Below are 24,302 nucleotides of genomic sequence, written 5' to 3'. Positions count from 1 at the left end.
CCATGTCACAGTCAGTGACCACTGTTGGCGACCGGCCGGATGAACTGGTCGTCAACAAAGAGGAGTTCAACGCCACGTCCGTTGACGATGAAATCCGGGCAGACCGGCTCTGCCAGAAGCTGTTGCGTCGTTATTACGACTCGCTGCTGGCCGAAGGGTTGACACCCGGCGATGCTACGGCCCTTGCCAACGGCGCCGATTACTTCGTGCGCGATTTCCTGGTCGGCTTCAAACACCGCAACCTGTTCGACGAACAGTCGGGAATTGTCCGGCAGTTCGCCGGCAACTGGTACATCGCCAACACCCTGGAGCCTTCCCTTGAGGAACTGGCCGGCCATCTTCGGGGAGTATCGTCGTTTTACGGTTTCCTGGCGAGCCGCGGTCTGATCGCTCCCTCGTTCCTGGCGGCAATTGCCGGCGAGTGCGCGAACCTGGCCTATTACGAGCGGCGGATCGCCACCTTCTGGGAGATCGAGCAGGATGGCTATCTGGCCTGGGAACGCGACTGCTCGCTCAAGGATATCTGATTTGGCAGGAGACTGAGGATGCGGATCGCTTTTGTGCTAGTGTCACTGCTGACCGTTTTCTTGGCCGGCTGTGCCGTGTCAATGACCGATATTCACGGCTTCAATCTGATCACCCTCGACCAGGAACGGGAACTGGGCAACAACTTTGCCGTGGAGATCGAGAAACAGCATCAGGTGGTCAACGACCCGGAAGTCACCCGCTACGTCGATCGGGTTGGTCGCCGGCTGCTCGGCGGCGCCCGTGAAGTCAATTTCGACTATGTCTTCAAGGTTGTGAAAGATGACAGTGTCAATGCGTTCGCCATCCCCGGCGGCCGCGTCTACGTGAACACCGGGTTGCTCAAGGCAGCGGATAGCGAAACCGAGCTGGCCGCGGTCATGGCCCATGAAATCAGCCATTCGGTAGCCCGCCACGGGACCAGGCAACTCACCCAACAGTACGGTTACTCGTTGGTTCTCTCCCTTGTACTCGGTGACAACCCCAACCTGCTTGCCCAGCTTGCTGCCCAACTGTTCGGGCAGGCCGGGATGATGTCCTACAGCCGGGAGTTCGAGAACCAGGCTGATTACCTGGGGGTCGAAACCATGAGCCGGGCCGGCTATAATCCCCTGGGGATGGAAACGTTCTTTCAGAAGCTGGCAGCCATCGGCGAACGGAATCCGAATGCGCTGGCCAGTTTCTTTTCTTCGCACCCTCTGACCGCGGAACGAATCCGGCGGGTCGACGCCGAGATCGCCAAACTGCCGCCTCGCCAGTATCCGGCAATTGACAACCTGGAATTCCGACGTATCAAATCCCGGCTTTAACCGAAGAAGGAGTTGGACAATGAATGATCGCTGGCAAACTCTTGCCGACAGATTTGCTCTGCTGCTCGACCGCGTCGATCTGATGCTTGATGACCACCTGCCGTCGCCGCCTCCTCCGGCAGAGTTCTTCCATGGTCATCTGGCATTTCGCTGGCGACGGGCCGGGGACGGAGGGCGGTTCCTGCCGATAGAGCATCCCCATCTCCCCGATTTGTCCGACTTGGTCGGCATCGATTATGTCCGGGACGAACTGGTCCGGAACACTGCCCAGTTCGTTGCCGGTCACCCGGCTAATAACGTGTTGCTTTGGGGGGAGCGGGGAACCGGGAAATCGACCAGCGTCAAAGGCGTTCTGGGCCGTTTTGCCGCGCGGGGGCTCCGGCTGGTGGAAGTTCTGCGCAGCGACCTTCTGACGCTACCGGCCATCATCGCCGCGCTGCGGCCGATTCCACTTCGTTTTATCCTCTTCTGTGACGATCTTACCTTTGCCGAGGGGGAGGGGGGGTACCGGGAACTCAAGGTGCTGTTGGAAGGAGGGATCGAGGAGCGTCCGGCAAACATCCTCTTCTATGCGACATCAAATCGTCGCCACCTGATGCCCGAGCCGATGAACGACAATCTGGGGGGAGAAATTCATCCCGAGGAAGCCGTCTCCGAGAAACTTTCCCTTGCCGACCGTTTCGGTCTCAATCTGAGCTTTTATCCCTTCGATCAGGCAACCTATCTGACGATTGTCGATCGCTACGTAGAAAAATTCGCCTTGAGTGTGGCCCCCGAGGAACTGCGCAAGGAAGCGTTGCAGTGGGCATTGCTCAAAGGCAACCGATCCGGCAGGGCGGCCCGGCAGTTCGTCGATGATCTTGCCGGCCGGATCGGCCTGGCGGCGTCGCCCTAAGAGAATGTGGAACGAATAAGGACGCTGATTATGGAAAATTGTCAGGAAAAACAGGGTGGTAACTCGCCAGTGGAGCGTGGTGCCACCAAAGAACCCTGCTGAGGCCCAAAAACTCCCGCGGTCAGCGGGACCATCGACGAACATGTCCCCGGTTTTCTTGGCTGGCTCGATACGCCGACCGGCAAGGTCCCGGTAATCTCTTCCCGGCTGTCGATTGCCGATCGTGTCGGGGCATGGAAAGCGCGGTGGGGGATCGGCCGATTCTCGTACCTCGTACCTCCCGGACTTTACGCCATCGGCGCTCCCGATGCCGATTCCCCCGTCGTGGTAACGGCCAACTACAAGATGAGCTACGATCTGGTTCGCCGGGCGCTTGCCGGCAGAAGCGTCTGGCTGCTGGTACTCGAAACCTTTGGCATCAATGTCTGGTGTGCGGCCGGGAAAGGGTCGTTCGGTACCGAAGAGGTCATCAGGCGGGTTCAGGCTGCCCGGCTCCACGAGGTGGTGAATCACCGCCTGCTGTTGTTGCCGCTGCTCGGAGCTCCCGGGGTGGCTGCCCATCTGGTCAAGCGCTTCAGCGGCTTTCAGGTCCGTTATGCTACTGCGCGGGCTGCCGATTTGCCGCTTTTTCTCGATCGGGGGATGGAAGCTACGCCGGTGATGCGTGAACTCTCCTTTTCCTGGTATGAGCGACTGGTACTGACGCCGATTGAACTGGTGGCCGCCAGCCGGTGGGCCGTGCCGTTGACCCTGCTGCTGGTTGCTGTCTCCGGGCTGGCGAAAGGGACTTTTGCTCCGGCGGCGCTGCTGCCGTTCGCTGCCGTTGCCGCCGGGACCGTGCTGTGCGGGACGGTCGTGGTACCGTTGGCATTGCCGCTGCTCCCCGGACGGAGCTTTGCCGGCAAAGGCGCGGTGGCAGGGCTGTTGTGGGCGGGGGGGTGCTCCTGGCTAAGCCGCGGCGGATTGACCCGGCTCGATCTCGTGGCGCTCTTTCTGATCGTTCCGGCCATCACCGCCTTTCTTGCCCTCAATTTTACCGGCAGCACCCCTTTTACCTCACGTTCGGGCGTCAAAAAGGAAATGCGCCGCTCGATGCCGGCAATGGCGGTCGCCCTGGTCATCGGCATCGGCTGTTGGGCGGCCTCATTGCTGGCCAATTCGGGGGGGCGGCCATGAACGGTTTCGATTATCTGGCCAACGTGTCGACCCTGCGGCTGGACAAGGATATCTGCATCGGTTGCGGCACCTGTCTGACGGTTTGTCCTCATCAGGTATTCATCCTGACGGAAGGCAAGGCGGCGATCCAACTCATCGATAAATGTATGGAGTGTGGCGCCTGCGCTGTCAATTGCCCTGTTGCTGTCCTCACGGTGGATGCCGGCGTTGGTTGTGCTTCCGGCATGATTAATGAGTGGTTTTCATCGTTGCGCGGCAAGCGCCCCATGGGGGGCGGCTGCTAAGTTGACGAGATTTTATGATCCTGACCGGTTGACATGAATATGTAAAAATGCTAATTAGAACTCCCAAATAAAAATGGGAGGTCTTGAGCATGAACAATCTGGGGAAAAGAATCGCAAAACTGGTAATCGGGGCGGCGGTTGCCGTTTCTGCGGCGGTCGCCTTCGCTTCCGGGGGGGGCGTAGGCGTTACGGCCGAGGAGGCACTGCAGAAGCTGCTTGATGGCAACAAGCGATACCTTGACGGACAGATGGTGAACTGCCGGGAGAGCAATGCCGCAACAAGGGCCGGTCTGGCCAACGGCCAGAAGCCTTACGCAATCATCCTCTCCTGCTCCGATTCGCGGGTGCCGCCGGAGGTTATCTTCGACCAGACGCTCGGTGAAATTTTTGTAATCCGGGTTGCCGGTAATGTCCCTGACCCGATCGTCCTCGGCAGCATCGAATATGCAGCGGAGCATATTGGTACGCCGTTGGTGATGGTCCTCGGCCATGAGCGTTGCGGTGCGGTTACGGCCACAGTCGATGCCAAAGGGAAGCCCGAGGGGAACATCGGCAAGATCGTCAAGGCGATTGCACCGGCAGTAAGACTGGCGAAAAAGGAAAATAAGGGGAAATCGAAAGCGGAACTCATTGAAGCCGCGGTGGACATCAATGCGAAGCTGGTGGCAAAGAACATCACCAAACGGTCGTCGGTGTTGAAACAACTGGCGGCGGAGGGGAAATTGAAGATCGTCACTGCCAAGTACGATCTGGACGATGGGAAAGTGACGCTGCTTGATGACAAGTAGCAAAGCGCTTCAGTGCAGTTACCCAAAAAAGCCCGCTTTGGCGGGCTTTTTTCATACTATAGGGTCATTTTTCGCGGAGAGTTTCCTGAACCTTGGCCAGTAATTCATCCGGCTTGATTGGTTTGGAAATGAATTTTATCCCTTCTTTCAATACACCCTTCTTGCTGATGATGTCCTGGGTATAACCGCTGATGAATAAAGCCTTGACCGCTGGGCGGAGCTTCTTCATTTCTTCACAAGCCAGTTGACCATTCTTTTTCGGCATTACCACATCGAGGAGCACCAAGTCGATGACCGAGGAGTTCTGTTGAAACAGGCTGACGGCGTCGGCGCCGTCGACGGATTCGATGACGGTGTACCCGTTGCGTTCCAACACGTGCTTGGTCAGTTTCCTGACCGCTTTGTCGTCCTCGGCAAGCAAGATGGTTTCCCGGTTGCCCCGTCCCACAACCTTGATGTCCTGTTGATCATTACTTGTTTCGCCGGCGACGAGCGGGAGGCAGATGGTGAATATGGTCCCTGTACCGTGTTTGGAATCGACGGTGACAAACCCGTCGTGCTGCTTGATGATTCCGTAGACCATCGATAGGCCGAGTCCGGTCCCCTTGCCGACTTCCTTGGTGGTGAAGAATGGATCGAATACCCGCTCTTTCGTCTCCTCGTCCATCCCCATGCCGGTATCTGCAACAGTGATGGTTGCATAGTTTCCCGGCTTGCTCCGTTCCACCTGACCAAAATAACTTTCGTCGAGGACGATACGGCCCGTTCTGATACTTAGCGTTCCGCCGTCGGGCATCGCATCGCGGGCGTTGGTGACCAGATTCATGAGAATTTGGTCGATCTGCCCGGAGTCGACATGGCAGATGAGTGGCGCGTCGTGCAGATTGATTTCGAAGTCGATATCTTCGCTGATCAGCCGGGCCAGCAGTTTTTCAATGCTTTTGATGATCTCGTTCAGATCGGTTGGCCGGGGATTGATGACCTGCTTCCTGCCGAAGGCCAGGAGGCGTTTCACCAGATTGGTCGCCCGATCGGCAGCATTGAGTATCTGGTCGACGTACACCTGATAGGGATTATCCTGCTTCAAACTGCGTTGCAGAAGCGTCCCGAAACCGACGATGGCGGTGAGGATATTGTTGAAGTCGTGGGCAACTCCACCGGCCAGCGTGCCGATAGCCTCCATTTTCTGGGCATGGCGAAGCTCTTCGGCAAGGTGCTCCTTTTCCGCTTCACGCTTTTTGATCGTTTCCGCCATATGATTGAATGCCTGGGCAAGCCGGCCAATCTCATCGTGGGTTTCAACGGTTACCGGCTCAAAAGAGTTCCCGGATTCAAGTGACTGAATCCCTTCGGTAAGCCGGTTGAGCGGTCGGGTGATCCGCCGGACAATGAAATAGGAGATGAACGTGCTGAGGAGCAGAAAAGCTAGGGCCATGCCGACGCTGATCATGAGCAGCGAATCGAGTTTTTTGTTGAGCGGTTCCTTGTCGACGATGATCCGCACATAACCGATGATTTTCTGGGTTTCCGGCTGGTTGCGGATGAAAAACAGTGATTCGGCGGACGGATAGGAGATGCTAGAAAAAACCGGAGCCCAGAATTCGAAAATATTCCGTCCTTCGAATACCCGCGGGGCTGTCGACTTTTTAATCTCTGGCAGGCGGCTTTGCCATGTCGGGAAGTGGTATTGCCGATCGTTCTTGAAGTCGAGGTTGGTTTGTTCGCGCAGGGGCTTCCCTTCGGTGGTGAATACGGAGACAAAAAGAACGCCTTCGTGTTGGAGAATGCCTTCCACGGCATCCTTTAGCAGTTCCTCGTCTTCGGCAAATACTCCGAGTCGGACATTGTGCGCCAGCAGTTTCGTGAGGAGCATTCCCTCTCCGGCAATGTTTTCTTTCAGGGCTTTTCGCTGCTGCTGAAAGAACAGAGCCGTAAAGGAGATAGAAATGATAACGATGAAAACTGTAAAAAACAGGAAGAACCTGAGGCCGAAGCTGTTTCGTTGGGTTTTTAAGGTGGATACGATGGTCATTCCTGTCCCTATCGGATGAGCTTGGCGCGGCTCAGGGCTTCCTCGCGAAGGGGAATACCCAGTTTGCGGGCGATCTTCAGATTGACCGTCAGCACGGCACTGCGCGGTTCGGAGTGGGGGATAGTATCAACGGGAGTACCGGCAAGTACCTTTTTTGCGATTTCGGCAGCCTGTCTGCCCAAATCGATCGGGTCGATGTCCAGTGCCATCAGGGCACCCATTTCGGCGTATTTATCGGAAAATGTCAGTACGGGAATTCTGTTGTTGAGAGAAAAGAGCAAGAGAAATTCGACGGTCTCGGGGGTAACGACCGTAATGTCCGGGAGCATCCAGAAGGCGTCGATTTCACCTTTCATACTTTTCAGGAGAGGGAGAACTTCGCGGGAATTCCGGACTTCATGGATAAGGAGTTCGATGCCGAGCCCCCGGGCTGCCGCTACCGCTCTTCTGGCAATGGCGCCGGTATGGGCGGGATTGTAGAGAAGGCCGATTCGCTTGATTCTGGGAACGGTACTTTCCAGCGCTGCCAGCTGACGCTCGGGAGGAATAACCATGCCGATTCCCGTCATGTTATTGCCGCTTGTCAGGCCGTTATGCTGGTCCAGAACCATCAGGTAGACAATGGGAGTATCTTTGATCCGCCTTAGCTTGACCAGCGCTTCCGTGCCGATCGCCAGAATGACGTCTGGTCTTTCGTCCCGGACCATCTTGGCAACATCGATCCCTTCGAGGTCGGAAAGTACCAGCTTTTTCAGGCTGACGCCGTTCAGAGAACTCCTGATGCCCCGATATGCCTCATCATAAGGCGTTACCCTGACTCCCTGGAGAACGAGAACCCGTTGTACGGCGTTCGCAGGGGAGGCGAATGGCATAATCAGCAGGATTATGGCGAGAAACAATCGGTGCATTTACAGACCAGTATAGACAAACCGTAGTGATTCTGTTAGCTTGTGATCAAAGGCGTTGGGGGAACCGTTTGATGAAGCAAACAGGAGAACCGCGTGGCGTGAAAGAACCGGGAACAGGTGGATGTCGATAAACTCCCAAAAATTCGTTCCGCTGACTTTCCCTGGTGATGCCGGTCGATATCCGTGCTACTCTTGGGCAAAACTTACCGATATTGGTCGAAGAGCTGAGAAAACAATAGCGATATTGCCATATTGAGTGTCAGCAATTGTCAGAATTTTGTAAATCCCGGTGTCTTCCAAGGTGCAAACCGCTTTTCTCTTTATCATAGTACGTTAAAAAAATCTAGCAATGTCTGCGGGTTAATTGATATACCTCTAGCTGGGGCGGTTGAGTGGCGTAACGCTTTGATATGTCTGGGGATATTGGAACTGATTTTGCATGAAAGTGCGGCAAGCTTGTTTGCTTAAGGGCGATGTAGGAGACTGAACGGGGAAATTTTCTTCTGCAAGGGGTGGCTTAGTGATTTTTCCGGGAAGTGTTACGCGAAGATGGCTGATAGGCATCGGGATCGTCCTCGGGGGACTCGTTGCCGGAATGGGGCCATGGATCAGTCTGGCGCAGGCGCAATCGGAAGATGATTTGAAAATCCTCGAAATGTTCTATGAAGACAAGGATCTCGTGGTTACTCCTTCCCGCGATCCCAAGCCGATCTCGCAGGTAGCGGAAAACATTACCGTAATCACCGCCAAGGAAATCCAGGCGATCAACGCTCACACCCTGGCTGACGTGCTCCGCTTCGTCCCAGGAATCCAGGTGGATGTGCGCGGCGGCTTTGCCAGTGTCGACAATGTCTCGATCCAGGGGTCGAGCCCCCGCCATGCCCTGGTGCTGATCGACGGAGTTGCCCAAAACTATCTCAGTTCGAGTGTGGCCGATCTCGGCGGGATTCCAGTGCAGCAGATCGAGCGGATCGAGATCATCAAGGGGCCAGCCTCGTCCACCTGGGGGTCGTCGCTTGGAGGGGTGATCAACATTATCACCAAGTCTCCCGACGAGAATCGCCGGTTCGGTGGAACCGCTTCGGCCTCCATCGGTGAACGGACCACTGGCGATTTTCGCACGGACCTTTCCGGTACGGTAGGCGGCTTGGGGTACTATCTTTACGCCGGCGGGTTGACCTCCGATGGCCTGCGGTCGGGCATGGCAGTGGACCGGGGCGATTTCTACACTAAGTTGAGTTTTGAGCCGACCGATGAACTACGATTGCTCTTTACCCTCGGTTACGGCAAGGGGAGTCGTGATGAGGGAGTCGTCCCCACCTACGACGCCTTGTTGCGCGATGAGACTAGAAATCTTTTTTACACGTTCTCATTGAATAATGCATTATCTGACAAAGTTGATCTCGATATGTCGATTCGCGGTGCAGAGCGGCGTTTCGATCAGGCGCAACTGGCTTTAAAGAGTGGCGTTGAACAGTCTGATTCTTTTAAAGATGGATCTGTCGGTGGCAGCGCCAAGATGACGGTGCGCGATGGTATCCATCAGCTTGTGATTGGCGCTGATTACGACAACGGGGTCCTTAAGGCTGACAGTATCTCCGGAGGCAGGCAGCGGTTGGAAAAATGGGCTGTGTTTGCCAACGATACCATTGTCGTTGGCAATTTTTCACTGACTCCTGGCCTGCGCTACGACTGGACCAGTACCAATGGGGATTTCATCAGCCCCAGCATTGGTGCCACTTATACCCTTTATGATAAAACCATCCTTCGGGCTTATGTTGCCCGTGGTTTTAGTATTCCACCTCTTTCTGCCACTTATGCCGGTGGTTCATTTCTTGTTCCCAACCCCGGGTTGGGGGTGGAAAAGGTTTGGTCATATGCAGTTGGTTTTGAAACAACGGCGCTCAATGCCTTTTGGCTTAAATCGACCGTGTTTCGGCATGATGTGTCAAATGGGTTGAACACTGAAAGCTTGCCGAATGGTAATTTTGTTGCTGTCAATAAGGACAAACAGCGTTTCCAGGGTGTCGAAGCGGAAATTAAATCGGTACCCGTGTTTAATACTTCGGTTCTCGGTGGCTTTTCGTTTGTCGATGCCCGGGATCGAGGTACCGATGAAATCCTGCAAGGGATTGCCAGGTACACGATCGATTTTGGGGTAGACTATGACGATCGCAAAACGTTGAAAGGAACGTTACGCGGTCATTACATCTGGTGGAACGCAGCCCAAGACTCAGGCGGTGATTATTCGACCATTATCTGGGATCTGACCTGTGCAAAAAAAATCTTTGAAAATAGTAGCGTTGCGGCAGATTTCTTTTTTACTGCCCATAACCTGTTCAATGGCTCCCAGTATCTTGATAAAAATTTTCAGAATGCCCGTCGCTGGTTCGAAGGGGGGCTGCGAGTTGCATTTTGAAGTTGATTTTCGATCTTGTTGTGAGCCATACCGTCTTTGTTGTTGACGTTGCCGAATGATTTCAATATCTTTGTGTAAGCGGTTTATTAATACAGGATGGAGGTGCATGATGAATCAAGAAAGTCAAATGGCGGTGAGTGGGGATGAAGTTATTGTGATTCTTGATGCTGATAACGAAAAACCCCATTATCCTGCTTATTGCTGTATGGGTGCTGTCAGCTTTTTGCTTCCGACCTGGTAGTTTTGGGCAACTGGGAAAACCAGTCGTGAAGGGGAGAAGTTTCTCCCCTTTTTTTATCTATCGTCATGAAACTGTCTCCTTACGTCAAAATTTATCCTTATCCGGACAAGCCGGGATATTTGCTGTTGTATGCCACGCGGCGCGGCGCTTCGATTCTCGTGAAGGAAGCGGTGCTCCAGGCAATTGAGGACGGGTCTCTTGCTGAGGCTGATCGCGAAACGCTCCGCAAGCTTGGCTTTCTGACTGCCGATCCTGCCGAAGAAAAGGCGGAAATGCTGACCGTGCTGGAGGAGGCCGACCGGCATCGCCAGACCTTCAGCGCGGTGGTGATCCTCAATCTCGACTGTAATCTGGCCTGCACCTATTGTTATGAAGGGTCCCTGAAGGGCAAACGGTACATGGCGGCCGAAACCGCCGATCGGCTGGTGACTTTTCTCGAACAGAAGCACCTCGCGCGTGGCATGGATTTAAACATCCATTTTCATGGTGGCGAGCCGCTTCTCGGGACAAGGCTGATCGAATCCATCTCGACACGTCTAGGCTCCGCTGCTGCAGCCGTGCAGCGGCGTTTCGGTTTTACCTTGATTACCAATGGCACGCTGCTCAGCCGGGAGACTGTGGAATTGCTCCGTCCGCTCGGTTTGAGCGGTGCCAAAGTAACTATCGATGGCCCCCGCGAAGTCCATGACCGCTTTCGTCCCTTCCGCTCCGGTAAAGGGAGTTTCGACCTTATTCTCGGCAACCTTAAAGACGTCTGCGATCTCATCCCGGTCCAGATCGGCGGCAACTATACGCAGGAAACGTATCGGGAGTTTCCCCGCCTGCTCGATAATCTCATCGAAGAAGGGCTTACCCCGGACCGGATTTCGCTGGTGAAATTCGACCCGGTGAACAAGGTTGTCGATGACCGTTTACCTCCTGATTTTAATCAGGGGTGTATTTCTCTGTCCGAGCCATGGCTTGTCGAAGCCAGCCTCTTTTTGCGGGAAGAGATTCTCAAGCGTGGGTTTGCCACCCCGAAAATGGAGCCGCACGCCTGTATGATCGGGTCGTCCGAGGAATTGGTAATCAACTATGACGGGAGTTTTTACAAATGTCCTGCTTTCGTCGGTATGGATGGATTTGCCGTCGGTGATCTCTGGTCGGGCGTGCAGGAGTGCAGGGAATCACATTGCCTGGATTCCTGGAAGAATGACGAGTGTCTGGAATGCGCCTATTTGCCGATCTGCTTTGGTGGCTGCCGGCTGTTCAGGTTGCTGAAAACGGGGTCCATCACCGGCGTTGATTGCAAAAAAGAGTATTATGATGCTGCTTTGGGGGAGCTGCTTCAGCAGGATATCCGGCACCGACCTAAAACGGACAAGGGGCGCTAACGACCGGCAGCCTTTCCCATTTATGGCGCAGTAACCTGGACGACGGAACTGGCTTCCCCATTGGGGTTTATTACCTGGAGGCGGAGATCCTTGTCGGTGGGGTCGGCCGGGTAACGTTGGTAAACCAGTTCCGAACAACTGACATACATGAGCATCTCCCGTTCTCCCGTACTCGGGTTTCCGGCTGTCAGACGTTTGGCGGCCCCTGCGTTGAGCCCGGCCTGAAAGTACCTCTCATCGACCGCGATGGTCGATCCTGGCTGAAAATTCTTGCCGTCGATAATCAGTTTGTAATAGTTGACCGAACTTTCACCGATGCTGACACTGGATATTTCCGGAGTGGCGGTGATGGCTAGCGTTACCGGAGTGGTAATTGATTCGTCAGGGTTTTTGACCTGGACCTTGTGCAATCCGCCCGGGGCCGGCGGAACGGAAAACGAAATCGATTCCTCAGAGTTGTAGCTGCTCTTTACGACGGCTCCATTGAAGAGGACCTGGCAACCTGGCTGGAAGTTTCGGCCACTGATGGTGATTGCCCGCTCGCCGGTCGCGGAGCAGATGTCGACAGTATCGGGGGAAACGCCATCGATAAACGGCTTGGGGGCGAAGATCGAAAAGTTGTAGGTTCTGCTGACGGTGCCGTCTTCCCGTTTGAGAAACAGGGCATAGAGTCCTGGGGCGAGTTTCGGGATGACAAATGTGAGCACTTCGTTTCCCTGGACCGTGGTCGGAATTTCGTTGGTGCCGAGGAACGCGGCCGTTTTCCCTGTGAAGCCGGTGCCCGACAGGGTTACGGTGATATTCGGTTCGCCTTGGGCCGGAATGATGCTCAGGATGTTGAGCGGCTCCGTTGCCGGCGGCTTTTCAATGGTTTTTTTGAGGGGTTTCATTTGCTTGCCGGCGCCGTTCGTTGGGGCCGCACCTACCGGCAGGGCGATCGCCAAGGCCAACAACGACATAAGGATGATGGTTTTCATCGGTGCCCCCAGTCTCCGGATATAATTGACACGAGGAGTGCGGCTTCTGACAAACGGTTATTCCGCCGTCAGGGTGTGCGTCAACGATCGAGTGTCATCGCCAGCCAGATGCCGGACAGCGCAAAGATCAGATTGGCGGCCCATGCAGAAACGACAGGGGGAAGAACTCCCGTCTGCCCAAAGGATACAATAATTGAGTTGGTAATAAAATATGCAAATCCGATCCCGATGCTGGCTCCGATCCCCAGGGCGATGCCGCTGGATCTGCCGCTGCGCAGGGCAAAGGGGATGCCGAGAAAAGCCATGATCAATGAGGCGAACGGTAATGAAATCTTGGCATGCATCTGCGCTTCATAGCGGGTGGTTTCGTAACCGCCCTTTCTCAGTTTGTCAATGTAGTCTCGCAGTTTGAAGAAACCCATGTTGTCCGCATACTTGTCTACCACCTTCAAATCGTCGAGCTGGAGGTTCAGTGTAACCGGCATCCGTGAAGTTTTGCTGGCCGTTGCAATGGCGGTGGGGCCAAGCTTTCTGATGGTGACGTTGCGGAGAATCCACTGCTTGCCGTCCCAGTCGCCTTGGTTGCTGTCGATGCGTTCGATTGGCTTCATCCCACTGGAAAAATACCAGAGGGTTATCCCTTTGAGGAGTTGGTGGGTCGGGTCGAAGGCTCGAGCCATCAGAATCACGTTGTTGTCGCGATGCCAGATATTGTTCTGCCGGAAGAACGTATTGGCGCTTTTCTTCCTGATCAGGACTTCTTCGATATAGCGCATCTGTTGGTATGTTTCAGGGAGTATCAGTTCATTCGATACGATTGTCAGCAGGCTGATCACACAGGCGATGACAATGATTGGCATGCTGATTCTGCCGAGTCCGATGCCGCAGCCGCGCATGGCAATGATCTCGCTGTTGCGCGATAACATGCCAAGCGTGAGTAATGTCGCCATGAGTACGGCAAGCGGCACGACCTGGGTGACGATTTCCGGAATTTTGTAGAGAAAAAACTCGACGATATGGAGCCACTGGGGTTGATAACGGAGGAATCTGCCGATCTTTTCCAGAAAGTCGATCACCAGATAGATCACGACGAACGACGCAAGACAGAGCGTGAATATCTTGAGATAGGCAGCGGTGATGTAGCGGGTCAAAATGTTCAAGAATCTCTCCTCTGTCTGCCCAGATGCGTTTTGGCCCAGTGGAGCAGGTCGCTGACCGTCTGGACGAGAGGGATCGGCTGTTCGGTGGCGGCCTTGTGGAGCAGATATAGGCCGAACGCGATGAACAAGCCGTTGGGGAGCCATGCGCCGACAGCCGGATGAACGATCCCTTTTTCGCCGATGGTCCTCCCGGCCGACATCAGGATGTAGTAAAGCATGAGCAGCAGCAGTGCGGCGGAGAAGCCGCCTGCCTTACCCGATCGCTGATTCTGGATTCCAAGCGGTACGCCGATCACCGCGAAAACAAAGCAGGCAAAGGGGAGGGCAAAACGTTTATTGAGCTCGATCAGTACGTCGCGGCGGAATTTTGGATCTTCGCCGGGCTTGTGGAGGTGCGCCAGGAGCTCTGAGAGCGTTAGGTCAAGCTCGTTGCGATAGTCTTTTTTCTGTTGCTGCAGGGTCACGAGAAGATCGTAACTGGAAAATTCGATGAGCCGGTAGATGTTGCCGCCCTGACTCCGATGGATGCTGCCGTTCTCCAGATGGAGGCGAACGGTCCGTTCCTCGGGGATCGTGATCAGTTTGCCTGAGGAGGCGAAAATGGTTGATGGCTCTTCGGGATTTCGTTCGTCGTGGATCAATATTCCGGTGATCTCGTGGGTCCGCTGGTTATAGTTATCGACATAAATTACCAGCCCCGGGAAATCGTCGTTGAAGACCTTCTCGTTGATGCTCATGGCGGCCCTGGTCTCAATTACTTCGTAGAGGAACTCTTTGAACGAGGTATTCCCCCAGGGGAGGGCGTAAACGGAAATAAAGGTGGTTGCCAGATAGGCTAAGGCGGCAAAGGTCAACACCGGTGGCATCATCGCCGCGGTACCGACTCCGCCTGCCTTCAAGGCGATGATCTCGCTGTCTGCCGACAGCCTGCCGAAGGCGAGGAGGACCGCGAGGAGAAAAGCCATGGGGATTGTGATAACTAGAAACGAGGGGAGCATGAAGAAAATCAGCTTGCCGACGTCTAAAATGGGCACCCCTTTGGCAAAAACGAGCTCTGCCAATTTAAGTAAGCGGCCCATCAGGAGGACAAAGGTGAATATCGCCATCCCGAGAAAAAAGGGGACGGCTGTTTCTTTGAAGATGTACCTGAAGATGATTCTGGACATGGAAGGGACATGATACACGAAGGCGGAGGGCGTGTAAATAAATGAAGGGGAGCGGAATCACTTTGCCCTTGCCAAGAACCAGCAGCTGTGATATATGGACAGGCTGTTTCTAATTCGCACGCTTCCTGCCCGGCCGGTGGTGTCTGCACCCGCGGATTCCGGCTTTCGGGGGAGCGGAGGAAAAACCAAAAGGAGATTAGAGTATGTCGAACATTACCATGAAAGAACTGTTGGAAGCAGGGGTACACTTCGGTCACCAGACCAAGCGGTGGAACCCGAAAATGAAGCCGTTTATCTTTGGCGCCCGGAACGGCATTTATATTATCGACCTGCAGAAAACGGTGCGGTTGTTCAAGAATGCGTACAACTTCGTCCGCGAAAATGCCCAGGCCGGGGAAACGATGCTTTTTGTCGGGACCAAGAAGCAGGCCCAGGATGCCATCGGTGAAGAGGCGCAGCGTTGTGGTATGTATTACGTCAATCAGCGCTGGCTCGGCGGCATGCTGACGAACTTTGCCACGGTCAAGCAGAGCATCGACCGGCTGAAGCGCCTTGACGCTATGATCGCCGATGGCTCCATCGATGCCTACACCAAGAAGGAAGCGCTCCAGCTTGAAAAAGAGCGGCAGAAACTGGAGAAAACCCTCGGCGGCATCAAAGGGATGAGCAAATTGCCCGGCGCCCTGTTCGTAATTGATCCGAAAAATGAAACGATTGCGGTGAACGAGGCGAAGAAGCTTGGCATTCCGGTTGTTGCCGTCGTTGACACGAACTGCGATCCCGACCCGATTGACTACGTAATCCCGGGGAACGATGATGCCATTCGGGCAATTCGGCTGTTGACCTCCAAGATGGCTGAGGCTGTTAACGAGGGGCTACAGGTCCGTGAAACCGAGTTACAGACCGAAAGCGAGGGCGAAGAGGCGGTAGTAGCCGCCGAAGCCCCGGTCGCCGAAACCGAAGAAGTAGAGGCATAGTTTTCCGTATCGCAAATCCAATAAAAATTCAGAACAGCATGTTCGGCGCAACTAGTTGATGCGCCGGCCATGTCCGGGAGGATACAGTGAGCATTACAGCTGCACAGGTAAACGAGTTGCGTAAAGTCACCGGCGCCGGCCTGATGGATTGCAAGAAAGCCTTGACCGAAACCGGTGGCGACCAGGAAAAAGCCATTGACTATCTGCGGAAGAAGGGGCTTGCCGCTGCTTCCAAAAAAGCCGGGAGAATCGCCTCGGAAGGGATGGTCGGTTCTTATATCCATGCCGGCGGCAAGATTGGCGTGCTGATCGAAGTCAATTGCGAAACCGATTTCGTGGCCAGGAACGAAAATTTCCAGGCATTTGTGAAAGATATTGCGATGCATATCGCTGCAGCATCTCCGCTTTATGTCAGACGTGAGGAAGTTCCGGCCGACGTCATTGAGCGGGAGAAAGATATCTATCGGGCCAAGGCGAAAGAGTCCGGCAAGCCCGACAATATCATCGAGAAGATCATCGAAGGCCAGGTTAATAAGTTCTTTGCTGATATCTGCCTGCTGGAGCAGCAGTACGTCAAGGACTCCGACAAGTCTGTCCAGCAGTACCTGAACGAGACGATTGCTGCGATCGGCGAGAATATCTCCGTTCGCCGGTTTGTCCGGTATGCGCTGGGCGAGGGCTTGGCGAAAAAGGAAACGGACTTTGCTGCCGAGGTTGCTGCAGCAGCAGGGCTCTAGTCAGTCTTGGCCGGTCATGGAGCATGGCCGGCCTTTTTCATGTGACCGGGGCAAACTGCCATCGGTTCCAGGGGCGAACATACCATGGGAATCCCGTACTACAAACGTGTGTTGCTGAAATTGTCGGGAGAGGCGCTTGCGGGTGATCAGGGGTATGGGATCGATCCGCAGACGATCAAGGCAATTGCCGCGGAAATCAAGGAGGTAACCGAGACCGGCGCAGAGCTGGCTCTGGTTATCGGCGGCGGCAATATCTTCCGGGGGCTTGCGGCGTCTTCAAAGGGGATGGACCGTGCCAGCGCCGATTACATGGGGATGCTGGCCACCATGATCAACTCCCTCGCCATGCAGGATGCTCTTGAGAAAATCGGCGTTGATACCCGTGTCCAGTCGGCAATTGCCATGCAGGAAGTGGCTGAGCCGTACATCCGCCGGCGGGCGATCCGCCATCTCGAGAAAAGTCGTATTGTGATTTTCGGTGCTGGTACCGGCAATCCGTATTTTACGACTGATACGGCGGCAAGTCTCCGGGCGATGGAAATTGGGGCCGATGTCATACTCAAGGGGACGAAAGTTGATGGGGTCTATTCGGCCGACCCGATGAAAGACCCCAATGCCTCGAAGTATCCGCGCCTGACTTACCTTGAGGTGCTGAAAAAAGGGCTCCAGGTCATGGATGCCACCGCAACCTCCCTTTGTATGGACAATAACCTGCCGATCATCGTTTTTGACGTTACCACCTACGGAAATATCAAGAAGGTCGTGTGTGGCGAGGAGATCGGGACCATCGTGAAAGGAGAGTGACATGACCAAAGACGTCATCGCCAATATGAAGAATCATATGGATAAATCGATAGAGTCGCTTCGCAAGGAGTACCAGAAGGTCCGCACCGGCAGGGCGAGCACCGGTCTCCTTGATGAAGTCAAGGTCGAGTATTACGGCAACCCCTCGCCGCTCAACCAGGTTGCGACCCTCTCGGTGCCGGAGCCGCGGACGATTATTATCCAGCCCTGGGAAGCAAAATTGATCCCGGTCATCGAGAAAGCGATCATGAACGCCAATCTCGGGTTTACTCCGGCCAACGACGGGAAGACGATCCGGATCAGCATCCCCCCGTTGACCGAGGAGCGGCGGAAAGAGATCGTCAAAATGCTCAAAAAGCTTGCGGAAGATGCCAAAATTGCCCTTCGCAATATTCGCCGCGATGCGATTGACGAGCTTAAGAAACTCGAGAAGGACAAGCAGATTTCCGAAGACGAATTGAAACGGGGTGAAAAAGACGTTCAGGACGTCACCAACAGTTTTGTGGCGAAAGTCGATGACGTTCTGGCGCACAAGGAAAAAGAGGTAATGGAGGTTTAACGGCGTCCGACGATAAGGGCGGATAACCGAAACCCCTTTTTTTCTTGCGTGTACCATGGTTTTATGGTTTAATCCCCTTTAACCCCTCAATTAAAGGGGATTTTTTGTTTTTAGGGATTTTATGCACGGGCTCAAAACTGACAAGTTGCCACAGCATCTGGCCATTATCATGGATGGCAATGGCCGCTGGGCACAGGAGCGGATGCTCAAGCGGATTATCGGGCATCAAAAGGGCGTAGAGACGGTAAGGGTCATTGTCGAGGAGTGTTCCCGACTTGGAATCAAATATCTGACGCTGTTTGCCTTTTCCGCGGAAAACTGGCTGAGGCCGAAGACGGAAGTCAAGGCGCTCATGTCATTGTTGAAGAAATACATTTCATTCGAAACCACTCGGATGATTGCCGACAATATCAGGTTCAACGTTATTGGCGACCGGGATGAGCTTCCCCCTGATGTCAACGCCGCCGTGCAGCAGGCTATCGACCGTACGGCGGGCAATGATGGCATGGTGCTGACCCTGGCGCTATCCTATGGCTCCCGGCAGGAGATCGTCAGGGCGGCGGCACGATTGGCCGGGGATATCGCTGCCGGAACCGTGGCGGCTGACCGCCTCGATGAGAACCTATTCTCTTCGTATCTTTTTACCGGAGATATGCCGGATCCCGATTTTCTCATCAGGACCAGCGGCGAGATGAGAATCAGCAATTTTCTCCTCTGGCAGTTGGCTTATACGGAGCTTTACTTTTCTGATGCAAACTGGCCGGAGTTTACTGCCGCGGAATTGCATAAGGCCTTGAAGGTCTACCAGGCGCGTGAGCGCCGTTTCGGGCGGACCAGCGATCAAGTCAATAAGAGGAGCTGACAATTAAAAGAGTCATCACCGGAGCAATTGCCCTGCCGTTGCTGATTCTCCTTATTCTGAAGGGGAGTCATTTCCTGTTCGTCTGCTTCGTCGCGCTTCTCTGTCTGCTCGGTCTTGGCGAGTTTTATCGGATGGCTCTGCCGGACCGAAAGATTGATGGGGTTATGGCGGCACTGTTCGGTGCCATGATCCCCCTTATCCTCGCCGGTCCGGGATTTCCCCATTGGGTGTCACTGCCTCCCGATCGCCTGTCGCCCGTCACATTTTTCCTTACTGCGTTCCTGCTGCTCTTTGGTATCCGCATTCTGTTCAGCATCCGCGACATTAAGGCCTCAGCCGCCGAAGCAGCGCTTTTGGTAATGGGTATACTGTACGTACCAATACTGCTGGTTCATCTGGTGTGGCTCCATGGTTTGCCGGATGGCGTCAAATGGATTTTCCTGCTCCTCATTATTGTTATGTCCGGCGATACTGCCGCCTTCTATACCGGCTCCAATCTGGGGAAGCGGAAGCTCTATCCGATCGTCAGCCCCAATAAGAGCGTCGAAGGGGCAATCGGCGGTCTGCTGGGAAGTCTTGCCGGCACCTTGATTGCCAGGGCCACCTTTTTCCCGCAGCTTGCCATTGTCGATTGCATCGTGACGGCTCTGGTTGCCGGGGCTTTCGGTCAGGTTGGAGACCTGTTCGAGTCGCTGCTGAAGAGAAGCTTTGGTGTGAAGGATTCCGGGGTGATCGTTCCCGGCCACGGCGGAATTCTCGACCGTCTCGACAGCATTCTGTTTGCCGCGCCGGTCATCTACTATTATGCGCTTTTCGTCGTTACTGAACGTTTGGGGTAGGGTTTGCTGATGACAAAAAAATTAACTATTCTCGGATCCACCGGTTCAATCGGGGTAAGTACGCTTGAAATTGTCGCCGCCCATCGCGACCGTTTTCAGGTAGTTGCGCTTACCGCTGGAAATAATCTCGATTTGCTTTGTCGGCAGGTGGCGCTATTTCAGCCGCGCATCGTGAGCGTGCTGACGGACGACCTGGCCCAAAAGCTCGAGCGGATGCTTGAGGGCCCAAAACCGGAGATTCATTACGGTGTCGAAGGGATGATTGCCGCCGCCACTGCCGCAGAGACGGAGATGGTGGTTGCCGCGATTGTTGGGGCGGCCGGCCTCGTCCCTACGGTTGCGGCAATCCGTGCCGGTAAGGATATTGCTCTGGCAAACAAGGAGACCCTAGTCACTGCCGGTCGTCTGGTAGTGGAGCTGGTCAAGCAGCACGGGGTCGAGCTGTATCCGGTTGACAGCGAGCATAGCGCGGTTTTCCAATCACTGGAGGGACAGAGTCGCAAAGATGTCAAGCGGATCATCCTGACTGCTTCGGGCGGACCGTTTCTGAATCGTCCTCTGGAAGAGCTGGCGCATGTTTCGGTGGCCGATGCTCTGAATCATCCAAACTGGAGTATGGGGCAGAAAATTACCATTGATTCGGCAACCATGATGAATAAGGGACTTGAGGTTATTGAAGCCCGCTGGCTTTTCGATGTGCCTGCAGAACAGATCGCTGTCAATATCCATCCCCAGAGCATCATCCATTCGATGGTTGAATATGCCGACGGTTGCGTTATGGCCCAGCTTGGCGTCCCAGATATGAAGGCACCCATTGCCTACGCCCTGACCTATCCCGAACGGGTTGCCACCGGTGTCAAGCCACTCGATCTGACGGCTCTTTCGGGACTGACATTCCACCAGCCCGACTACCGGCGCTTCCCTGCGTTGCAGCTGGCTTATCGGGCGCTTGCCGCCGGCGAAAGCATGCCGGCGGTGATGAATGCTGCCAATGAAGTGGCCGTCGAAGCATTCCTCAAGGGAAAAATTGGTTTCACCGAGATATCATCCTACATCGAAAAAACCATGGATGCCCATGAGCCTCGTGCTTTTACCACAATCGAAGACGTGCTGTCGGTCGATCTGTGGGCACGGGCCAAGGGGCGCGAAGTGATGGGGCTTTCCTAGTCCGGCGGTTTTCCCGGCTGTCCGAAAGGGGTACCATGCTCAGTGTAGTTTCCGCCATTGTTGTCCTCGGTATTCTAATCTTTGTCCACGAACTGGGCCATTTCATCTTTGCCAAGCTGGCCGGGGTCGGGGTCGAAAAGTTTTCTCTCGGCTTCGGCCCGAAGGTCGTCGGCAAGAAGATAGGCGAAACAGAATATCTGATTTCCGCGTTCCCTCTTGGCGGCTATGTGAAAATGGTCGGTGAAGGAGGCGAGGAGGGCGAGGCGGAGTTGAGCGAGGAAGAAAAGGCCCGCTCTTTTGCCGGGAAACCTCCCTTGAAGCGGATTGCCATCGTTGCTGCCGGTCCGTGCTTCAATCTTGTCTTCGCCTGGCTGGTCTTTATCGTGATATTCATGATCGGGGTGCCGGCAACAACGACCAGGATCGGCGAAGTGGTAAAGGACAAGCCGGCGGCCCGCGCCGGAATTGCCACGAACGACCAGATCCTGTCGATTAACGGTAAAAAGGTTTCCCGATGGGATGACATGGCGGCTGTTATCGCCGAAAGTAAGGGTGCCCCGCTGGAAATCGAGGTGAAGCGCGGGGAGCAGGTCAAAACGTTTCGCGTCGTCCCGGAAAGCCGAACCGGCAAGAATATCTTCGGCGAAACTGTAACTTCGCCGGTGATCGGAATCGTTGCCGCAGGCGATACCGTTATTGACCGGTTCGGACCGGTCGACGCTCTGCTCAAGGGGAGCGGGCAGACCTGGAATTTTATCGAGCTGACAGTTGTTTCGCTGGTAAAGATCGTTGAACGCGCCGTTCCTCTCAACACCATCGGTGGACCGATAATGATTGCGAAGATGGCCGGTCAGCAGGCAGAGGCGGGTGTAGTCAGCTTCCTTGCGTTCATGGCGCTGCTAAGTATCAACCTGGGAGTTTTGAACCTCCTGCCGATTCCGATTCTCGACGGCGGTCATCTCGTGTTCAATTTCTGGGAACTCGTCTTTCGCCGGCCGGTTAGCATGAGGGCCCGGGAAATTGCCCAGCAGGTCGGTCTCGCCCTGTTGCTGGGACTGATGGTACTGGCATTTTACAACGACATCGTCCGTTATATCGTGGGACAAGGATAACGTGAACGTACTGACGGTCGACACTTCGACTGCAACCTGCAGTGTTGCGCTCAGCGTTGCGGGCCGAACCCGGGCCGAATATCTCGTCGAATGCCAACGGACACTGTCGGAACGTTTGCTGGCGGCGACAGAGTTGGTCTTGACCGACTCGGGTTTGTCCCTGAAGGATCTGGACTGCTTTGGTGTGGCACTTGGTCCCGGTTCATTCACCGGCGTTCGCATCGGCGTTGCGACGGTGAAAGGACTGGCACTTGCCACCGGCACACCGGTAGCTGGTTTTTCCTCGCTGGCACTCCTCGCCATGAATCTTCCCCTGTCGACCCTCCCGGTCTGCCCGATGTACGATGCCCGGAAAAATGAGGTCTATGCCGGCATTTACCGATGCAATCCGTTGCCGCAATCGCTTGTTCCCGATACCGTCGCTCCCCCCGAGCGGTTTTTGGCGCAGATTTCCGAGCCGACGATCTTTCTCGGCGAGGGGGCGCTTCGTTATCGTGAACTGATCGAGGCGATGTTGGGCCAGCGGGCAATTTTTGCGCCGGACTGTTGCCACCAGCCACGTGCCTCTGCCGGAGGCGTTCTGGCACTCGAAGAGCTCCGCGCCGGAAACTCGATCCCCTTGCCGTTACTCAATCCCGCCTACATCCGCCCGTCCGAGGCCGAACTGGCAAAGCAGCGGAGCGAAACGCTATAACGCCATTTTATAGAAGTTGACAGCTCTGACTGAATGTATTATTTTCACACTTTACCTTTGTCGGCATGTTCCCGGCGATTTTGACCGAACATGCCCGGATGGACTCAGGGCTAATCTGGATGGCGAGGTTTATTATGCGGAGCGATACAATCAAGAAAGGACTGGAAAGAACTCCCCACCGGGCTCTGATCAAGGGGACGGGGGTTCCCGACAGTGCACTGGAAAAGCCCTTTATCGGGGTCGCGACCAGTTTTACCGATCTGATCCCCGGCCACGTCGGGATGCGAGATCTTGAGCGTTTTATCGAAAAAGGGGTCCATTCCGGCGGCGGTTACGCGTTTTTCTTCGGTATTCCCGGCGTGTGTGACGGTATTGCGATGGGGCATAAGGGGATGCATTATTCCCTGCCGACACGGGAATTGATCGCCGACATGGTCGAATCGGTCGCTGAGGCGCATCGGCTCGATGGATTGGTGCTCCTGACCAACTGCGATAAGATTACTCCCGGGATGCTGATGGCGGCGGCCCGGCTTGACATTCCCGCCATCGTCGTGACGGCAGGCCCCATGATGGCCGGCCGCGGCGATGCCGGCCGGCGCTTCTCCTTTGTTACCGATACATTTGAGGCGATGGCCCGTTACAAGGCTGGGGTCATTGATGATAAAGAGCTGAAGGTTTGCGAAGATAATGCCTGCCCCGGAATGGGGTCTTGCCAGGGGCTCTTCACCGCTAACACGATGGCTATCCTGACGGAAACTCTTGGGATGAGTCTGCCACGTTGTGGTACTGCCTTGGCCGTGTCGGCCCTGAAAAGGCGGATCGCTTTTGCCTCGGGCGAGCGGATCGTGGATCTGGTAAAGAATAACGTTACGCCGCGACAAATCCTCACCCGAGATGCATTTGAAAACGCGATCCGGGTTGACCTGGCTCTCGGTGGTTCATCGAATACGGTTCTGCATCTGTTGGCTATCGCCCGCGAAGCCGGGGTCGAACTGCCGCTCGAAACCTTTGATCTGCTGGCAAAGGAGACGCCGCAGCTTGCGTCCATGAACCCGGCCGGCGAGTATTTTATGGAAGACCTCGACGCTGCTGGTGGGGTCCTCGGGGTGTTGAAGCAGCTTGACGGTTTGATCAAGGACAGTCCGACGGTGCTGGGCCTGTCGACGAAAGAGCTCATTTCGACGGTCGAAAGGGTGGATGACCGGGTCATCCATCCCCTGACCGACCCGGTTAAAAAAGAAGGGGGCATCGCGGTCCTTTTCGGCAATCTGGCGCCGAAAGGTGCGGTTGTCAAACAGTCCGGTGTCTCACAGGCCATGATGAAATTCGAAGGGAACGCCCGCTGTTTCGATTCTGAAGAGACGGCGATGAGTGCCCTGATGGGGGGGAAAATCGTCGCCGGCGACGTGGTAGTTATTCGCTATGAAGGGCCGAAAGGGGGCCCCGGCATGCGAGAAATGCTGGCTCCGACGGCCACCCTCATGGGGCTGGGACTCGGCGATTCCGTGGCGCTCGTTACCGATGGTCGTTTCTCCGGGGGGACGCGAGGCCCCTGCATAGGCCATGTTTCTCCCGAGGCAGCGGAAGGGGGGCCCATCGCTCTGGTCGAAGAGGGCGATAGAATTCTGCTGGATATTCCGTCCCGGCGACTCGAGCTTCTAGTCGATGACGCTGTGCTCCTCGAGCGGAAAAAGCGCTGGAGTCCTCCCGAGCCGAAAATCAAGACGGGGTGGCTCGCCCGGTACGCCAAGGTTGTTACCTCGGCTTATACCGGAGCCGTCACGACCGCCGACTAAGT

24 protein-coding genes are annotated in these 24,302 nt (G+C 55.1%); 19 read left to right on the top strand and 5 right to left on the bottom strand.

The window, feature by feature from the left end; genetic code table 11:
• Positions 1-2: 2 nt before the first annotated feature.
• The 6 genes from QMN23_RS12520 (at position 3) to QMN23_RS12495 (ending at position 4,477) form a co-directional block, all read left to right on the top strand.
• Positions 3-527: a hypothetical protein gene (locus QMN23_RS12520; RefSeq protein ID WP_281999662.1), complete on the top strand. Its 525-nt coding sequence runs from the start codon at positions 3-5 to the stop codon at positions 525-527.
• Between the two features lie 18 nt (positions 528-545).
• Positions 546-1,334 carry a M48 family metallopeptidase gene (locus QMN23_RS12515; RefSeq protein ID WP_281999661.1) on the top strand — a complete coding sequence of 263 codons (789 nt, stop codon included), beginning with the start codon at positions 546-548 and terminating at the stop codon, positions 1,332-1,334.
• A gap of 19 nt (positions 1,335-1,353) precedes the next feature.
• Positions 1,354-2,229 (top strand): ATP-binding protein, encoded by an 876-nt coding sequence (locus QMN23_RS12510; protein ID WP_281999660.1) that lies wholly within the window; start codon positions 1,354-1,356, stop codon positions 2,227-2,229.
• A gap of 30 nt (positions 2,230-2,259) precedes the next feature.
• The gene (hgcA, locus tag QMN23_RS12505; RefSeq protein WP_281999659.1) at positions 2,260-3,405 is read left to right on the top strand and encodes a mercury methylation corrinoid protein HgcA; all 1,146 of its coding nucleotides are present in this window, start codon (positions 2,260-2,262) and stop codon (positions 3,403-3,405) included.
• Entirely contained in the window at positions 3,402-3,689 is a 288-nt protein-coding gene (gene hgcB, locus QMN23_RS12500; protein WP_281999658.1) for a mercury methylation ferredoxin HgcB, read from the top strand. Before hgcA ends, hgcB begins: the two co-directional genes overlap by 4 nt.
• Positions 3,690-3,778: 89 nt before the next feature.
• Positions 3,779-4,477, top strand: a complete 699-nt coding sequence (locus tag QMN23_RS12495) for a carbonic anhydrase (protein WP_281999657.1) — start codon at positions 3,779-3,781, stop codon at positions 4,475-4,477.
• 64 nt (positions 4,478-4,541) lie between these two features.
• Here the strand turns inward: QMN23_RS12495 and QMN23_RS12490 are convergent, their stop codons facing one another.
• Both QMN23_RS12490 and QMN23_RS12485 read right to left on the bottom strand, forming a co-directional pair.
• Positions 4,542-6,350, bottom strand: a complete 1,809-nt coding sequence (locus QMN23_RS12490) for an ATP-binding protein (RefSeq protein WP_281999656.1) — start codon at positions 6,348-6,350, stop codon at positions 4,542-4,544.
• 167 nt (positions 6,351-6,517) lie between these two features.
• Positions 6,518-7,417, bottom strand: a complete 900-nt coding sequence (locus QMN23_RS12485; RefSeq protein ID WP_281999655.1) for an ABC transporter substrate-binding protein — start codon at positions 7,415-7,417, stop codon at positions 6,518-6,520.
• Between the two features lie 520 nt (positions 7,418-7,937).
• Between QMN23_RS12485 and QMN23_RS12480 the strand changes: the two genes are divergently transcribed.
• From QMN23_RS12480 to gptM, 3 genes are all read left to right on the top strand, one after another.
• Positions 7,938-9,836 (top strand): TonB-dependent receptor plug domain-containing protein, encoded by a 1,899-nt coding sequence (locus tag QMN23_RS12480; protein ID WP_281999654.1) that lies wholly within the window; start codon positions 7,938-7,940, stop codon positions 9,834-9,836.
• A 106-nt stretch (positions 9,837-9,942) separates the two neighbouring features.
• The gene (locus QMN23_RS12475; protein ID WP_281999653.1) at positions 9,943-10,077 is read left to right on the top strand and encodes a hypothetical protein; all 135 of its coding nucleotides are present in this window, start codon (positions 9,943-9,945) and stop codon (positions 10,075-10,077) included.
• Positions 10,078-10,142: 65 nt separating this feature from the next.
• Positions 10,143-11,450: a geopeptide radical SAM maturase gene (gene gptM, locus QMN23_RS12470; protein ID WP_281999652.1), complete on the top strand. Its 1,308-nt coding sequence runs from the start codon at positions 10,143-10,145 to the stop codon at positions 11,448-11,450.
• 20 nt (positions 11,451-11,470) lie between these two features.
• On the opposite strand, the gene QMN23_RS12465 is transcribed toward gptM, so the two are convergent.
• The 3 genes from QMN23_RS12465 to lptF form a co-directional block, all read right to left on the bottom strand.
• Positions 11,471-12,427: an IPT/TIG domain-containing protein gene (locus QMN23_RS12465; protein WP_281999651.1), complete on the bottom strand. Its 957-nt coding sequence runs from the start codon at positions 12,425-12,427 to the stop codon at positions 11,471-11,473.
• 80 nt (positions 12,428-12,507) lie between these two features.
• The gene (gene lptG, locus QMN23_RS12460) at positions 12,508-13,587 is read right to left on the bottom strand and encodes an LPS export ABC transporter permease LptG (protein ID WP_281999650.1); all 1,080 of its coding nucleotides are present in this window, start codon (positions 13,585-13,587) and stop codon (positions 12,508-12,510) included.
• Positions 13,584-14,753, bottom strand: coding sequence for an LPS export ABC transporter permease LptF (gene lptF, locus QMN23_RS12455; RefSeq protein WP_281999649.1), 1,170 nt, complete (start codon positions 14,751-14,753; stop codon positions 13,584-13,586). The genes lptG and lptF overlap by 4 nt, the downstream gene beginning before the upstream one ends.
• 203 nt (positions 14,754-14,956) lie before the next feature.
• Here lptF and rpsB point away from each other — a divergent pair, with 203 nt between their 5' ends.
• The 10 genes from rpsB (at position 14,957) to ilvD (ending at position 24,300) form a co-directional block, all read left to right on the top strand.
• Positions 14,957-15,730, top strand: a complete 774-nt coding sequence (gene rpsB / locus QMN23_RS12450; RefSeq protein ID WP_281999648.1) for a 30S ribosomal protein S2 — start codon at positions 14,957-14,959, stop codon at positions 15,728-15,730.
• An 86-nt stretch (positions 15,731-15,816) separates the two neighbouring features.
• Entirely contained in the window at positions 15,817-16,467 is a 651-nt protein-coding gene (tsf, locus tag QMN23_RS12445) for a translation elongation factor Ts (protein ID WP_281999647.1), read from the top strand.
• Positions 16,468-16,551: 84 nt separating this feature from the next.
• The gene (gene pyrH / locus QMN23_RS12440; RefSeq protein ID WP_281999646.1) at positions 16,552-17,271 is read left to right on the top strand and encodes a UMP kinase; all 720 of its coding nucleotides are present in this window, start codon (positions 16,552-16,554) and stop codon (positions 17,269-17,271) included.
• A 1-nt stretch (position 17,272) separates the two neighbouring features.
• Positions 17,273-17,830 (top strand): ribosome recycling factor, encoded by a 558-nt coding sequence (gene frr, locus QMN23_RS12435; protein WP_281999645.1) that lies wholly within the window; start codon positions 17,273-17,275, stop codon positions 17,828-17,830.
• A gap of 121 nt (positions 17,831-17,951) precedes the next feature.
• Positions 17,952-18,692, top strand: coding sequence for an isoprenyl transferase (locus QMN23_RS12430; protein ID WP_281999644.1), 741 nt, complete (start codon positions 17,952-17,954; stop codon positions 18,690-18,692).
• Between the two features lie 41 nt (positions 18,693-18,733).
• Complete coding sequence (locus QMN23_RS12425; protein WP_432613106.1) at positions 18,734-19,531, top strand: phosphatidate cytidylyltransferase; 798 nt, start codon at positions 18,734-18,736, stop codon at positions 19,529-19,531.
• Positions 19,532-19,540: 9 nt separating this feature from the next.
• Positions 19,541-20,698 (top strand): 1-deoxy-D-xylulose-5-phosphate reductoisomerase, encoded by a 1,158-nt coding sequence (locus tag QMN23_RS12420; protein WP_282003893.1) that lies wholly within the window; start codon positions 19,541-19,543, stop codon positions 20,696-20,698.
• Positions 20,699-20,733: 35 nt separating this feature from the next.
• Positions 20,734-21,810: an RIP metalloprotease RseP gene (gene rseP / locus QMN23_RS12415; RefSeq protein WP_281999643.1), complete on the top strand. Its 1,077-nt coding sequence runs from the start codon at positions 20,734-20,736 to the stop codon at positions 21,808-21,810.
• Between the two features lies 1 nt (position 21,811).
• Positions 21,812-22,504 carry a tRNA (adenosine(37)-N6)-threonylcarbamoyltransferase complex dimerization subunit type 1 TsaB gene (gene tsaB, locus QMN23_RS12410; RefSeq protein ID WP_281999642.1) on the top strand — a complete coding sequence of 231 codons (693 nt, stop codon included), beginning with the start codon at positions 21,812-21,814 and terminating at the stop codon, positions 22,502-22,504.
• A gap of 134 nt (positions 22,505-22,638) precedes the next feature.
• Positions 22,639-24,300 carry a dihydroxy-acid dehydratase gene (gene ilvD / locus QMN23_RS12405; RefSeq protein ID WP_281999641.1) on the top strand — a complete coding sequence of 554 codons (1,662 nt, stop codon included), beginning with the start codon at positions 22,639-22,641 and terminating at the stop codon, positions 24,298-24,300.
• Positions 24,301-24,302 lie beyond the last annotated feature (2 nt).

This window comes from Geotalea uraniireducens (genome assembly GCF_027943965.1).
Lineage (GTDB): Bacteria > Desulfobacterota > Desulfuromonadia > Geobacterales > Geobacteraceae > Geobacter > Geobacter uraniireducens.
The sequence above is the reverse complement of the archived record's forward strand: the minus strand, read 5'-3'. Positions and strand labels throughout refer to the sequence as shown.

Coding starts and splice junctions, on each gene's coding strand:
- QMN23_RS12490 (WP_281999656.1), bottom strand. CDS start 6,350: ATGCTCCTCACGAAACTGCTGGCGCACAATGTCCGACTCGGAGTATTT.
- hgcB (WP_281999658.1), top strand. CDS start 3,402: ATGAACGGTTTCGATTATCTGGCCAACGTGTCGACCCTGCGGCTGGAC.
- pyrH (WP_281999646.1), top strand. CDS start 16,552: ATGGGAATCCCGTACTACAAACGTGTGTTGCTGAAATTGTCGGGAGAG.
- ilvD (WP_281999641.1), top strand. CDS start 22,639: ATGCGGAGCGATACAATCAAGAAAGGACTGGAAAGAACTCCCCACCGG.
- QMN23_RS12430 (WP_281999644.1), top strand. CDS start 17,952: ATGCACGGGCTCAAAACTGACAAGTTGCCACAGCATCTGGCCATTATC.
- rpsB (WP_281999648.1), top strand. CDS start 14,957: ATGTCGAACATTACCATGAAAGAACTGTTGGAAGCAGGGGTACACTTC.
- frr (WP_281999645.1), top strand. CDS start 17,273: ATGACCAAAGACGTCATCGCCAATATGAAGAATCATATGGATAAATCG.
- QMN23_RS12520 (WP_281999662.1), top strand. CDS start 3: ATGTCACAGTCAGTGACCACTGTTGGCGACCGGCCGGATGAACTGGTC.
- rseP (WP_281999643.1), top strand. CDS start 20,734: ATGCTCAGTGTAGTTTCCGCCATTGTTGTCCTCGGTATTCTAATCTTT.
- QMN23_RS12510 (WP_281999660.1), top strand. CDS start 1,354: ATGAATGATCGCTGGCAAACTCTTGCCGACAGATTTGCTCTGCTGCTC.
- QMN23_RS12495 (WP_281999657.1), top strand. CDS start 3,779: ATGAACAATCTGGGGAAAAGAATCGCAAAACTGGTAATCGGGGCGGCG.
- QMN23_RS12515 (WP_281999661.1), top strand. CDS start 546: ATGCGGATCGCTTTTGTGCTAGTGTCACTGCTGACCGTTTTCTTGGCC.
- lptF (WP_281999649.1), bottom strand. CDS start 14,753: ATGTCCAGAATCATCTTCAGGTACATCTTCAAAGAAACAGCCGTCCCC.
- QMN23_RS12475 (WP_281999653.1), top strand. CDS start 9,943: ATGATGAATCAAGAAAGTCAAATGGCGGTGAGTGGGGATGAAGTTATT.
- QMN23_RS12465 (WP_281999651.1), bottom strand. CDS start 12,427: ATGAAAACCATCATCCTTATGTCGTTGTTGGCCTTGGCGATCGCCCTG.
- gptM (WP_281999652.1), top strand. CDS start 10,143: ATGAAACTGTCTCCTTACGTCAAAATTTATCCTTATCCGGACAAGCCG.
- QMN23_RS12420 (WP_282003893.1), top strand. CDS start 19,541: ATGACAAAAAAATTAACTATTCTCGGATCCACCGGTTCAATCGGGGTA.
- QMN23_RS12485 (WP_281999655.1), bottom strand. CDS start 7,417: ATGCACCGATTGTTTCTCGCCATAATCCTGCTGATTATGCCATTCGCC.